Annotated in this window: 13 protein-coding genes; 7 read left to right on the plus strand and 6 right to left on the minus strand. The window is 60.6% G+C overall.

The window, feature by feature from the left end; genetic code table 11:
* Positions 1–7 precede the first annotated feature (7 nt).
* From AWM79_RS25110 to AWM79_RS19165, 7 genes are all read left to right on the plus strand, one after another.
* Positions 8–484 (plus strand): hypothetical protein, encoded by a 477-nt coding sequence (locus AWM79_RS25110; RefSeq protein WP_074862160.1) that lies wholly within the window; start codon positions 8–10, stop codon positions 482–484.
* Positions 485–616: 132 nt separating this feature from the next.
* Entirely contained in the window at positions 617–922 is a 306-nt protein-coding gene (locus AWM79_RS19140; RefSeq protein ID WP_017130173.1) for a MazG-like family protein, read from the plus strand.
* A complete protein-coding gene (locus AWM79_RS19145; protein ID WP_060783546.1) occupies positions 919–1,668 on the plus strand; it encodes a methyltransferase domain-containing protein in 750 nt (249 codons plus the stop codon). The genes AWM79_RS19140 and AWM79_RS19145 overlap by 4 nt, the downstream gene beginning before the upstream one ends.
* A 13-nt stretch (positions 1,669–1,681) precedes the next feature.
* Positions 1,682–2,290, plus strand: coding sequence for a DUF4136 domain-containing protein (locus AWM79_RS19150; RefSeq protein ID WP_017130175.1), 609 nt, complete (start codon positions 1,682–1,684; stop codon positions 2,288–2,290).
* Positions 2,291–2,310: 20 nt separating this feature from the next.
* Positions 2,311–2,874 (plus strand): DUF4136 domain-containing protein, encoded by a 564-nt coding sequence (locus tag AWM79_RS19155; RefSeq protein WP_017130176.1) that lies wholly within the window; start codon positions 2,311–2,313, stop codon positions 2,872–2,874.
* Positions 2,875–3,079: 205 nt separating this feature from the next.
* Positions 3,080–3,373 carry a hypothetical protein gene (locus tag AWM79_RS19160; RefSeq protein WP_017130177.1) on the plus strand — a complete coding sequence of 98 codons (294 nt, stop codon included), beginning with the start codon at positions 3,080–3,082 and terminating at the stop codon, positions 3,371–3,373.
* 57 nt (positions 3,374–3,430) lie between these two features.
* Positions 3,431–4,780: an MATE family efflux transporter gene (locus tag AWM79_RS19165; RefSeq protein ID WP_017130178.1), complete on the plus strand. Its 1,350-nt coding sequence runs from the start codon at positions 3,431–3,433 to the stop codon at positions 4,778–4,780.
* Positions 4,781–4,837: 57 nt separating this feature from the next.
* Here the strand turns inward: AWM79_RS19165 and AWM79_RS19170 are convergent, their stop codons facing one another.
* The 6 genes from AWM79_RS19170 to AWM79_RS19195 all read right to left on the minus strand — a co-directional run bounded on the left by AWM79_RS19170 (position 4,838) and on the right by AWM79_RS19195 (position 11,542).
* On the minus strand, positions 4,838–5,614 hold the full coding sequence (locus AWM79_RS19170) for a DUF4123 domain-containing protein (protein ID WP_017130179.1): 777 nt from the start codon (positions 5,612–5,614) through the stop codon (positions 4,838–4,840).
* 17 nt (positions 5,615–5,631) lie between these two features.
* Positions 5,632–6,969 (minus strand): contractile injection system protein, VgrG/Pvc8 family, encoded by a 1,338-nt coding sequence (locus tag AWM79_RS19175; RefSeq protein WP_017130180.1) that lies wholly within the window; start codon positions 6,967–6,969, stop codon positions 5,632–5,634.
* Positions 6,970–7,228: 259 nt separating this feature from the next.
* Positions 7,229–9,142: an arginine decarboxylase gene (gene speA, locus AWM79_RS19180; protein ID WP_017130181.1), complete on the minus strand. Its 1,914-nt coding sequence runs from the start codon at positions 9,140–9,142 to the stop codon at positions 7,229–7,231.
* Positions 9,143–9,366: 224 nt separating this feature from the next.
* Complete coding sequence (locus AWM79_RS19185; protein WP_017130182.1) at positions 9,367–9,738, minus strand: translation initiation factor Sui1; 372 nt, start codon at positions 9,736–9,738, stop codon at positions 9,367–9,369.
* Positions 9,739–9,913: 175 nt separating this feature from the next.
* Positions 9,914–10,471: an NUDIX hydrolase gene (locus tag AWM79_RS19190; protein ID WP_017130183.1), complete on the minus strand. Its 558-nt coding sequence runs from the start codon at positions 10,469–10,471 to the stop codon at positions 9,914–9,916.
* A gap of 3 nt (positions 10,472–10,474) precedes the next feature.
* A complete protein-coding gene (locus AWM79_RS19195; protein ID WP_017130184.1) occupies positions 10,475–11,542 on the minus strand; it encodes a DUF2333 family protein in 1,068 nt (355 codons plus the stop codon).
* Between the last annotated feature and the right edge of the window lie 291 nt (positions 11,543–11,833).

Raw genomic sequence — 11,833 nt, forward strand, 5'->3', positions numbered from 1 at the left:
GTACTTTATGAAAATTATAGATTTTTATGATTTGGAGCGCAAAAAATTCAAGGCGTTTAAGGCGCGCTATTTTCCTATTTTTTTGTGTGCATTTTTTTCAAGCTCCTTCTCAGCATCATGCACTATCTCTCTGATGGCAAGCACTTATTTTAAAGATTACCCCAAGCGCGCCACATATACGATAATTGTAGCTATCCTTGTATCAACAATACTAACGATGTTCAATTACCTGGTGCTGCTTGGCCGTCCAGGGGCGATGTGGGGTGTTGTTGCATTGAATGTGCTTTGCCTATGTTTGATACTTTCACTCACAGGTAATACGCCTCATTTTATCGTCTATATAACAGGAATCATTCTTCCACTTTTGAGCCTACTAGCCCTCAATAGCCAACGTCATCGCGAAATGCGCAGGGTCCTTGTGACGGTTCGCCAGCTACGAGAAGAAATTCAGCAGCGTTACAAAAAGCGTCGGCGCCGCCGCTGATTGCCGCCAAACATCGCACGCCCAGCCGTCCTGACGAATATTTTATCTGCTCCTGATGTTATCCCTGCGCCAAGGCCTTGCTTCCCGTGCCCATCCGCCGGAAGCTAGCCGTCTTGAAGGAGAACACTGCGCATGAACCTCGACGAACTGACCCAACGCCTGCACGGTATCCGCGATCGCAACGACTGGAAACCATTCCACAGCCCGAAAAACCTGGCAATGGCCGCCAGCGTGGAAATGGCCGAGCTGGTGGAGATCTTCCAGTGGCTGACGGAGGATCAGTCGCGCCAGTTGCCCGCGCAAGAGCTGGCCCATGCCGGGCAGGAGGTCGGGGACATTATCCTCTACCTGCTGTTGCTGTGCAGCGAGCTGGGGCTGGACATGAACGCAGTGGTGCGGGCCAAGCTGGCCGACAGTGAACGGCGGTTCGGCCAATGAGCGACCGCCATTTCGATCAATTGGCCACCCGCTTCGCGGAAAAAATCTACGGTGGCGCCAAGGGCGCGATTCGTCTCGCGGTACTTCAGGCCGATCTTATCGAAGCCCTGCCGGATCGACCGTTGCGGGTGCTGGATATCGGCGCTGGGCTGGGCCATATGTCGTTGTGGCTGGCCGAGCGCGGTCATCGGTTGACCCTGGCCGAACCCGCCGAGCCGATGCTCGAAGGCGCGCGCCAGCGCTTCGCCGAGGCGGGACAGACGGCGACCTTTATCCAGGCGCCGTGGCAGAATCTGCTCGGGCAACTGACCGAACCCTACGATCTGGTGCTATGCCATGCGGTGCTGGAGTGGCTGGCCGACCCCCATGCGATCCTGCCGGTACTGCACCAACTGACGCGCCCGGACGGCCAATTGTCCCTGGCCTTCTACAACCGCGATGCGCTGATCTATCGCAATTTGCTCAAGGGCCATTTCCGCAAGATGCGCCAGAACGACATGGCCGGCGAAAAGCACAGCCTGACTCCACAACAACCGCTTGATCCACGAGAGCTGGCAGCGCAACTTGAAGGTCAATGGACAGTCGAAACCCAGAGTGGCGTGCGGGTTTTCCATGACTATATGCCGGTCGAATTTCAGGCCCGCACCGAACTGGCCGATCTGCTGGAAATGGAGTTGGCCCATCGTCGCCACCCCAGTTTTGCCGGGCTAGGGCGTTACCTGCACTGGATTTGCCGTCCGGTGTAACGCGGAGGATGCAATGAATCGCTGTTTTATCGTGTTGACACTGTGCCTTGGTTTACTCGCCTGTTCGAGTCCGAACCCTTATATCGCTGACTCGCGGCCGATCCCGCCGGCACCAGCGCAGGCCGCCGCAACCCTGGACCTGAGTGCCTACCCGGCACCCGCCCGTGACTATGGCCGCTACCGTACCTGGGCCTGGCTCAATGACCGGCTGCCTGCCGGCACCCCCTGGGCCGACCCGGCGCAACTGGCCGAGATGGTCGGCAACGCCCTCGACGAACAAGGTCTACGGCCCCGTCGCGAGGGCACACTAGCGGACCTGCGGGTCAGCGCCGAGGTGCATATGGAAAAACGCCTGCGCCAGGTCCAGGAAGACTACGGCTATGCCGGCGCCTACGGGGGTGGTCCTTACCGCAACCGCTACGGTATGTATAACAGCGTGCCGATCGTGCGCACCTATGAGGTCCAGGTGCTGGTGGCCCGCATCAGCCTGTTCGATGCCGCGACCGCTCAGCCTATCTGGAGCGCCAGCGCCGAAACCGCCAGCCAGGGCAATCAGCTCGAACGCGCGGACGCCTTACGCGCGGCGGTGCACAAAGCCCTCGCCGCCTATCCACCCAGCTAATTGGCAACCGGAGAAAAATCATGTTCCGCCGTTTCGCTTTAGTGGCTTTCGCGGCGCTGCTCAGTGCCTGCCAAAGCACTCAGGTCAACCACGACTTCGACGCCAGTCGCGACTTCGCGGCTTACCGCAGTTGGAGCTGGAAAGAACCCGCTCTGCAGTATCGACCCGACGATCCACGGATCAAGAGCGACCTGACCGAACAGCGTGTTCGCCAGGCGGTCGCTGAACAGCTCGACCAGCGCGGCTTGCGCCCGGCACCGGTAGGCGCCAAGGCCGATGTCAGGGTGCAGGCCTACCTGATCGTCGACAATCGCCGGCAGCAGGTCAGCACTTACTACGGCGGCGGCTGGGGCGGCCCATGGCGAGGTGGCGGTCTCTGGGGCACGCCGGGGTATAGCGAAGTCCGTGATGTCGACTATCAGGTGGCGACAATTCAGATCGACCTGCTCGATGGCCAAGATGGCAAGTTGGTCTGGCGCGGCAGTGCCGAACAGGTGGTCAATGAAACGCCGACCCCAGCCGAGCGCCGCGCCGCCATCAACAAGACGGTGGCTCAGGTGCTGGCCAACTATCCGCCCAGGTAGTGGTTCTCCTGGTGTCTGGGCAGGCCTCGCAGACCTTGATTTATCTAAGGCGCCCGTTGGTTTGTTGAATCGATCAGCGTGTCACCCGTGACCTGTAGGGCTTGCAGACTGTCACAACTGCTGTCCACCCTACCGCGGGAACCGCGTGGCTCGCTGCATGGCCCAACGCTGAAGCCCGTTGCCAAGCCCTCATCAGGATACACATATGCAAGTAGAGAATTTTTTCGAGTGGCTGGGACAGATATTGGGATCGGCGATTCGTTTTATCGTCGACGGGTTGAGCGGGCTGTTCAATTTGCTGACTCACGCCGGCGGCAATTTCGTCGACGGCCTGGCACGGGCCTTGGGCATGGAGACCTCGCTGATCAGCATCCTGATCCTGATCATCGGTCTGATGTTCCTCTACTCGGCGGTCCGCGCCTTCATGCGGGCCTCGATCATTTTCGGCATTATCTGGCTGATGCTCGGGTTGTGGCTGTTGAGCTGGATCATTCACTGACACTCACCGCAGCCGCCAAGACCAGCGCTACAATGCGCGCTCTTTCGAGGAGCCCGCATGTCCACGCTGATCGCTGACTGGCGCGACCGCCCAACCCATCGCCGGGTCTGGGCACTCGCGGCGCCGATGATCCTATCGAATATTTCCGTTCCCCTGGTGGCCCTGGTCGACAGCAGTGTGATCGGCCACCTGCCGCACGCCCATCAACTGGGCGCCGTGGCGGTAGGTGCCAGCCTGTATATTTTCCTCGCCTGGGCCATGGGTTTCCTGCGCATGGGCTCCACCGGATTCGCCGCACAGGCCGCCGGTCGCGGCGATGGCACGGCGCTGCGGCAGATCCTCTTGCAGGGACTGCTGCTGAGTCTGCTGCTGGCGGCATTGCTCGGGGCAATCGCCCTGCCCTTCAGCGACCTCGCCCTGAGGGTCATGCAGCCCTCCAGCGAACTGCATCAATTGACCCTGGATTTCTTCCACACCCGGCTGTTCGGGCTGCCGGCCGCCCTGGCCTGCTATGCCCTGGTCGGCTGGTTCCTCGGCACTCAGAACGCCCGGGCGCCGCTGGCAATCCTGTTGACCACCAACCTGATCAATATCGCGCTGAACCTGTGGTTCGTACTCGGCCTTGACTGGGGCGTAGTCGGCACGGCCCGCGCCTCGGTCATCGCCGAATGGACCGGCGCCCTGCTCGGCCTGGCGCTGACCGGCAAAGCCCTGCGCGCCTATCCCGGTAAGATCGCCTGGGCCGCGCTGGCGCTATGGGCCAATTGGCGACCGTTGCTGGCGGTGAACCGTGATATTTTCATCCGCAGCATGGCCCTGCAATCGGTGTTTTTCCTGATTACGGTGCAAGGCACCCGGCTCGGCGACGCCACGGTCGCGGCCAATGCCCTGCTACTCAACGGCCTGTTGCTGACGGCGCATGCTCTCGATGGCCTGGCCCATGCGGTAGAAGCCCTGTGCGGCCATGCCATCGGCGCCCGCGAGCGGCAAACCCTGCGCCGCTCGCTGGTCGTTGCCGCTGGCTGGTCGTTGTTAGCCAGCCTCGCCTTTGCCCTGCTGTTCCTGCTCGGCGGCCACCTGTTCATTGCCTTGCAGACCGATATTACCAGCGTGCGCGAAACCGCTTTCGGCTACCTGCCCTACCTGGCGGCGCTGCCCTTGATCGCAGTCTGGAGCTACCTGCTCGACGGCTTGTTCATTGGCGCCACCCGCGCCCGGGAAATGCGCGATGCCATGCTGTTCAGCGTGCTGCTCAGCCTGCCCTTTGCCTGGGCCTTGAGCGGCTACGGCAATCATGGCCTGTGGATAAGTTTCCTGCTGTTCATGTTGCTACGCGGCCTGACCCTGGTCGGTTGTGCCCTAAAGCTGTGCAAACAGGACCGCTGGTTCGACAATCCGAGTCATTGAAGCCGAGTATCACCAACGCTACCGGCGCCTGAGTCGACGTCACTCACTCGCGGGCCATCAGCCATGCGTTCGACTCCAGGTCACACGCAGGTTTGCCAGGCGCTCGCTCGGCGTGTCGCCCTGCAAGCCAGACGGAACCGATGCCGCCGGATACTGCGCGCGCAAACCCAGCCAGTCATCGAGGGTCTCGCTGTCGCGAAAGCCTTGGGCAATCCCTTCCTGCAGATGACCCCAGGTCCGGTCGTAATCATGGCCGCTGGCACAGCTCCACTGATAGGCATGGCGCTCCAGCAGGCAGGCTCGTAATCGCCGTTGTTGCATGGCACTAAGCCCCCTGCGGTGGCTCAGGGCGGGCCCCTCCAGGCATGGATTGATCAGTTGTAGCCAACCGAGACTGCCAACGGCCTTGTCGGCCCAGGTGCCACCGTGCCAGTAGAGCAGGATGATCGGCCCGAGCCAACGACTCAGTTCGCGGGCATCCACACCATCGAAGAAGTAACTGGCCGTCTGCGGATTGTAGTAACTGATCACCCCTTCGCGATCCGCGTCGAAGCGCACCAGCAGCATCTGCCGCAGATGCGCCAGCAAAGCCGCCACAGGAGCCCGGCTGAGCAGAAAAAGCCCGGCCCATTGGCGAGGCCAAGCCTGGCTCAGCTTCGCCAATGGGCAGTCCGGGGCCAGCCTCACCAGTCGCGGCCCCCAGTCACGCACGCCATGCAGTGGCGTGCCTTCGAACAACAAGTGACTCTCGTAGTTCGCGTAGCGTTCCTGCAACACCGCGACCAGCCCCGCAGAGCTGGGAATGTCCAGGAGCAGCCACAGCGTACTGGGCATCGTGCAATCAGCGTCCCTCATGGGACACCGCCCCGGCCATCCGCGGCGGCCCCCGGGCAATCACGGACAGCGGACCGCTCACTCGCGGGCGCGACTTGGCATAAAGGCACCAGCGGATGCCCCTCTCGCAGCCGCTCGAATGCCACCCCGCCAGGGCGCCCCGGCACAATCCGAGGCATTGAGGTCGAACGCCAGGCATCGCAGCGGCCAACGATCCGCGGCTGATCCGGATCGCCCCCCAGGAAACGCACCCATATCGCGGTACCTGGCTCAAGCTCCGCCGCCGATACCTGCCGCTCACCTGCTGTCGACTCGGCGAGCGGCAGCCAACAATCACTCTCGCTGGCCCACTCGCCCTGATAGAACGCCAGCAACCGCACCGCCACCTTCCCTGGCGCGTCGGATCTGGCCCCGTGTTTATCCGCCGCAACCACCCAGGCGCGAAACAGGCCGGACAGCAGCGGCTTCGGGTACCGGATCGGAATACGCAAGGCCACTTCCCAGGAGGTGGCGCGAAAGGTATTGCAGTAAATCATCGACTGCGGGTCCATGGGATTGCTGTCGCCACGATGCTCAAGGGCGGTGAGCAACCACAGACGGTTCCACGGCGCACATGGATGGCCCGACAACGGCATCAAGCTGGCACAGTGCAGCCCCGGCAGATCACTTTCACCTTGCGCCCAGTCCTGGGGACGTCCAGCGCGTCGACGGGAATGCCCCGACAGATTGACGCAAAAGTCCCGGACGCCCACGCCGTCCTCCGGACAGAAGCGTGCTGCGTGAACGTGCCGCAGGGCCTCCAGGCTGTCGGCGAACACCAGCCGATGATTGTCCCTGGCATGCTGAAAGTGAAAGTGAATCCCTTCTTCGGCACACAATCGCAGGATGAACTGCAGATCGGACTCTTCGAACTGCACGCAATACGGACGCAACGTGCAGCGGCCCTTCAGCGCAAAGCGAAAGTCATCTTCACCCAGACCGTGCTCCCCGAGCACCTGGGCAATAATGGCAGGCACTGATCGCTGCTGGAACAGTCGTCGTCGCCAGCGCTGTGCCAGACACCCCATACGAGGTCCCAGATGCAAGCGGTAATGGTCGTGCGCCAGGCCGCCACATCGCAGGTTGACGCCCTGTATCTGTGCGTGGATGCCCTGTCCGTCCGCCCCCAGAACCAGGAAACAACTGCGATACATCAATCCACTCAGGTCCGGTCCGGCTTCCTCGTTCAACACATCCAGCTCGAAAGAGAACAGCTCACTGACGGCCTCGTGACCGCGAAACGAGGTGACAGGCAGCGAATGAGACAAGCCGGCAACATCCAGACAAAAGAACGACTCGGTGACTGGATCGAACATGGGTTTTCCTCTACATGGACCGACTGGATGGAACCGACTTGAGATTCTCGCCGACAGACAAGATCGAGTAGAGGGCTGAAGAGACGTTAGGGAAACGACCTACACAAAACGCGGAACCGAGGAAGCCATCACTTTGCCTTCAGCCAACAAAAAACCCACCGCTAAGGGTGGGTTTTTCGACAATCAGACGCCGCCTACATGACTAAAGGAAAAAAACCTATATTAAAAGGGCTTCTTCCCAGGAACTCTCGGCCTTACCTCAAGAAGACAGGTAGGAAGAGCGGGTCAGACCCAAACGCAATGCGTCGAGGTACTGGGTCCGCTCTTTCACACTGATATTGGCGCTGGCAACTTTGTCGCGGTAGTGCGTCATCAACTCTTCCGGCGACAGATGCACATAACGCAGCATGTCCTCGATGGTGTCGTGGGTTTCGATACCGGCGTGGTACACCCTGCCATCCTCCTTCTGGTAGATGTTCACCGAGTCGGTGTCACCGAACAGGTTATGCATATCACCGAGAATTTCCTGGTAGGCGCCCACCAGGAAGATCCCCAACAGGTAGTCCTCGCCCTCGTTCAGCGCATGCACTGGCAGACTGGTCTCGATGCTCTGCTCGTCGACGTACTGCTTGATCTTGCCGTCGGAGTCGCAGGTCAGGTCTTGCAGCACGGCGCGGCGCAGCGGCTCCTCGTTCAGACGATGCAACGGCAGGATCGGCAGCACCTGGCCAATGGCCCAGGTATCGGGCAGGCTCTGGAACACCGAGAAGTTGCAGATGTACTTGTCGGCCAGCTTGTCATTGAGTTCGTCGAGCACCTGGCGATGCGAACGCTGGCGGGCCTTCAGCGAGTTGTGCAGGCGCCGGCAAACCGCGAAGTAGCATTGCTCGGCCAAGGCTTTCTCGGCCAGGGTCAACTTGCCGTCGGCGTACTGAGTGGCTACGTCGCTCATGTAGTGCGTGGCGCGCCAATAGGTTTCGGTGACCATCTCGATATCGGTAGGCCCCAGCAGCTCCACCAGCCATTGCACGGTTTCCGGCAGGCTCTCGGGGTTCTCGATATGCGGCACATCGTCGTTGTGCTTCTCGACATCCGTCACCTGCACCACCAGCACGGCGTGGTGAGCGGTCAGCGAGCGGCCGCTTTCCGAAAAAATGTTCGGGTGCGGCAGGTTCTGCGCATCGCAAAACTCCTTGAGCATGCCGACCACGACGCCAGCATAGTCATCCATGTCGTAGTTGATCGAGCTGGCATTGCGCGAGTGAGTGCCATCGTAGTCGACACCCAGGCCGCCACCCACATCGATATGGTCCACCGGCAGGCCGAGGTTGCGCAGTTCGCCGTAATAGCGGATCGCTTCCTTGAAACCGTACTGGTAGTCCGCCAGATTGGCGATCTGCGAACCCATATGGAAGTGCAGCAGACGAATGCCCTGGTCCAACCCCGCCGCTCGAAAACGCTCGACCACCGACAGCAGTTGCGCCGCCGACAGGCCGAACTTGGATTTCTCACCACCGGTGTCGGCCCACTTGCTCGAGGCCAAGGAGGAAAGACGTACCCGCAAACCGACCTGGGGCTTGACCTTGAGCGACGCCGCTTCCTCGATCACCAGCTCCACTTCGGACTCTTTCTCGATCACAATAAAGACGTTGTGACCGAGCTTCTGACCCATCAAGGCCAGACGAATGAACTCCCGGTCCTTGTAGCCGTTGCAGACGATAGTGCCGCCCTTTGGCGCCAGCGCCAGCACCGCCAGCAGTTCCGGCTTGGAACCGGCTTCCAGGCCGATGGAGACGTTCTGGGTGGCGATGATGTTCTCGATCACCGCTTCCTGTTGATTGACCTTGATCGGGTACAACGCGGTGTACTTGCTTTGGTATTCCAGGCGTTCGATGTTCGCGTCGAACGCGCCGGTCAACCGCCGCACACGGTCTTGCAGGATATCTGGGAAACGCACCAGTAGTGGCAGGGACAAACCGCTCTTGCGTAACTCCTCGACCTGCTCGAAGAGGTCGATAGGCGAACTGCTCGGACCGTTCGGACGAACTTCGACGCGACCGGCGTCATTGATCGCGAAATACCCGGCCCCCCAATGACGAATCCCATAAACACTGCGGCTATCCGCAACTGTCCACTGGCTGCCATCGTCTTTGCGTGTACGTCGTACGGACATCGAAGTCCCCTATAAATGAAGTCAAATAGCGCCACCTGGATCCAGGCTGCGCGCAGTCTAAAGAATGAAAATGACGATTCGTCTGCATCCAGGTAAGACCCCGGATCCAGATTGGAGTTTAGAGACAGTTCGGGAACAGGCTCTGTGAAAACCATGGGGACTGCCGCAGGGCCATGCTCATTCGGGCCGCCAGGTCAACTCCACGGTGGTTTTCACAGAGGCTGCTAGCCGCCGGACTTCTTCGCCTTGAAACCGTGTTTGCCCAATTCTGTCAACAGCAACTCGACGTGATCGCCCTGGATCTCGATGACGCCGTCCTTCAAGGCGCCACCGGTACCACAGCGTTTCTTCAACGCGGTTGTCAGTTCCCCGAGGGCGTCTTCGGCCAGCGGCACACCGGTAATGGTGGTCACCGTCTTGCCGCCACGACCCTTGCTTTCGCGACGCACACGGGCAATGCCATCACCGGCGGGGATCTGGGTTTGCTTGCAGATACAGGCGGCCACCGGCTGACGACAGTCCGGGCAATGTCGACCTGCGTCGGTGGAGAACACCAGGCCGCCGAGGGCGGCGAAGGATGCGGCTTTTTTGGCCACCGGCAATCCTCTTGGGAGGATAAAGACTGGTCGCCACGCCTGGGCAGGCGCCTGCGACCGCGAAGCCCCACTCAGGCAGGGGCAGCGCAACTCAATCGGCCAGGCCGCTTGAGCTTGAAAAGTCGCGCAGTGTAACGGCAAAAAGCCGGTGACCCAAGAGCCAATCGGCGCCATTTCATAAAGGTTTCGCGACCTGCGCTCCCTGCGCCCGCAAATAGCGCTTCAGCGCCGCCAGAGAGTCCGGGCAATAAGGCTTTTCCCCGGTTTCGCGCAGGACAGCATCGACCGGGATAAAACGCGCCTCCAGCACCTCTTCCGGCTGCACGTACAGCGGCCCATCCCAGACAGCACTGAACACCGCGCACCAGAGCCGGTTGCCTGGCTGGTCGAAGAAAAAATGCTCATGGGCAGTCAGCGCCACACCCCCCACCCCCAACTCCTCCTCCAGCTCGCGGGCCGCCGACTCGGCGTAGCTCTCGTCAGCCAGGACCATGCCGCCTGCCGCCACATCCCAATAACCGGGGTAGATGGCCTTGCTCAAAGTACGGCGATGCACGCACAACTCGCCGGCCGAATTGAACAACAGGATATAGGTGCCGCGACCGATCAGCCCACGTTCACGCAGCTCGGCCCGACCGACAGCGCCCAGCAACTGGTCCTCGCCATCGACCCAGGCGATCTGTTCGGCATCGGAGGCGAGACGATGGGCAGCCTCCTTCGGCGAGACATTCATCGATCAACCCTGGTTGAGCAGTTGGCGCAAGTCGATCACCGCAGCGTTGGCTCGCGAAATGTAATTGGCCATGACCAACGAGTGGTTGGCGAGGATACCGAAGCCGCCGCCATTGAGGATCATCGGGCTCCAGACCGGTTCCTGCGAAGCCTCCAGCTCACGGATGATCTGCCGCACGCTGACCGTGGCATTCTTCTTCGCCAACACATCGGCGAAGTCCACCTCAATGGCCCGCAACAGGTGCGACAACGCCCAAGCCTGGCCGCGGGCCTCGTAGAACACGTTGTCGATCTGCAACCACGGCGTCTCGACCACCTCTTCATCGACCTGCGGTGCCTGGCCGGGAATCACACTTTCGGTTTTCAGCGCGGTATTGAGCTTGACCCGTCCGACGCTGGCCGACAGGCGCTGGGACAACGAACCCAGGCGCGTGGCGACATCGCCAAGCCAATTGTTCAGGTTGTCGGCACGGGCGTAGAACAGCGCATTGTTTTGGTTCGGATCGGACAGGCGGGCCTGGTAGCGAGTCAGGGATTTAATGCCTTCCTGGTATTCCGACTCACTGGACGGCAGCATCCAGCTTTTGTTGTCGAAGTTGAAACGCGGCTCCGCCTTAGCCAGGTCGGCATCTTCGGCCGACTGCGACTGCGAACGGGCGAAGTCCTTGCGCAGGGCACGGGTCAGGTCACGAACCTGAACCAGCACGCCGTATTCCCAACTGGGGATATTGTCCAGCCATAGACCGGGTGGAAAGCGGTCGTTGGAGAGATACCCGCCCGGCTTGCTCAACAGCGTACCGACAACGGTCTTGAGGGTAGCGACCGTGGTAAACCCCACGACCATCTTGCGCCCTTCCTGCTCGGCGGCGAGCTGGGCGTTCTGCTGCACGGGAAACAGCGCTGGCTCCTGGCTCCAGTACCAACCGAGCAGGATCGTCACCAACAGGTACAAGCCGAGCAAAGTCGCCAGGGCGCGACTCAACAGCAGGCTGCCGAAGTAGCCACGGGTCGCCGACTCGGGTTCGGCAGCACGATCCGGCGCGCTGCCCGCGCTTTTTTTCCAGTCCAGCATGGCTCTATCCTTTCAATCACTTGAGTTCATCGGTTCGACCACAACCCTACGTCATCGTGCCTTGCCTGCTTCGGCTTAAATCAACCGGGGCAAATAAAACCGGACGCCGCAGCGTTGTCATCCATCAGGCAACTATAAATCAAGCCATCCTAGGACGCTTCACACAAGCACCGTCCAATGGATAACGCCCACCACACAAGGCCTGCGAGCAGACCGACCGGTCACCTAATGAATCGGATAAATTAGTACCTGACAAGTGTATTGACAGAAAGAGGTGATAGCATAAAGACA

The organism is Pseudomonas agarici (assembly GCF_001543125.1).
GTDB lineage: Bacteria > Pseudomonadota > Gammaproteobacteria > Pseudomonadales > Pseudomonadaceae > Aquipseudomonas > Aquipseudomonas agarici.

Bases quoted from the DNA above. Each gene is read 5' to 3' on its own strand.
- AWM79_RS25110 (WP_074862160.1), top strand. From the start codon at position 8: ATGAAAATTATAGATTTTTATGATTTGGAGCGCAAAAAATTCAAGGCG.
- AWM79_RS19140 (WP_017130173.1), top strand. From the start codon at position 617: ATGAACCTCGACGAACTGACCCAACGCCTGCACGGTATCCGCGATCGC.
- AWM79_RS19145 (WP_060783546.1), top strand. From the start codon at position 919: ATGAGCGACCGCCATTTCGATCAATTGGCCACCCGCTTCGCGGAAAAA.
- AWM79_RS19150 (WP_017130175.1), top strand. From the start codon at position 1,682: ATGAATCGCTGTTTTATCGTGTTGACACTGTGCCTTGGTTTACTCGCC.
- AWM79_RS19155 (WP_017130176.1), top strand. From the start codon at position 2,311: ATGTTCCGCCGTTTCGCTTTAGTGGCTTTCGCGGCGCTGCTCAGTGCC.
- AWM79_RS19160 (WP_017130177.1), top strand. From the start codon at position 3,080: ATGCAAGTAGAGAATTTTTTCGAGTGGCTGGGACAGATATTGGGATCG.
- AWM79_RS19165 (WP_017130178.1), top strand. From the start codon at position 3,431: ATGTCCACGCTGATCGCTGACTGGCGCGACCGCCCAACCCATCGCCGG.
- AWM79_RS19170 (WP_017130179.1), bottom strand. From the start codon at position 5,614: ATGCCCAGTACGCTGTGGCTGCTCCTGGACATTCCCAGCTCTGCGGGG.
- AWM79_RS19175 (WP_017130180.1), bottom strand. From the start codon at position 6,969: ATGTTCGATCCAGTCACCGAGTCGTTCTTTTGTCTGGATGTTGCCGGC.
- speA (WP_017130181.1), bottom strand. From the start codon at position 9,142: ATGTCCGTACGACGTACACGCAAAGACGATGGCAGCCAGTGGACAGTT.
- AWM79_RS19190 (WP_017130183.1), bottom strand. From the start codon at position 10,471: ATGAATGTCTCGCCGAAGGAGGCTGCCCATCGTCTCGCCTCCGATGCC.
- AWM79_RS19195 (WP_017130184.1), bottom strand. From the start codon at position 11,542: ATGCTGGACTGGAAAAAAAGCGCGGGCAGCGCGCCGGATCGTGCTGCC.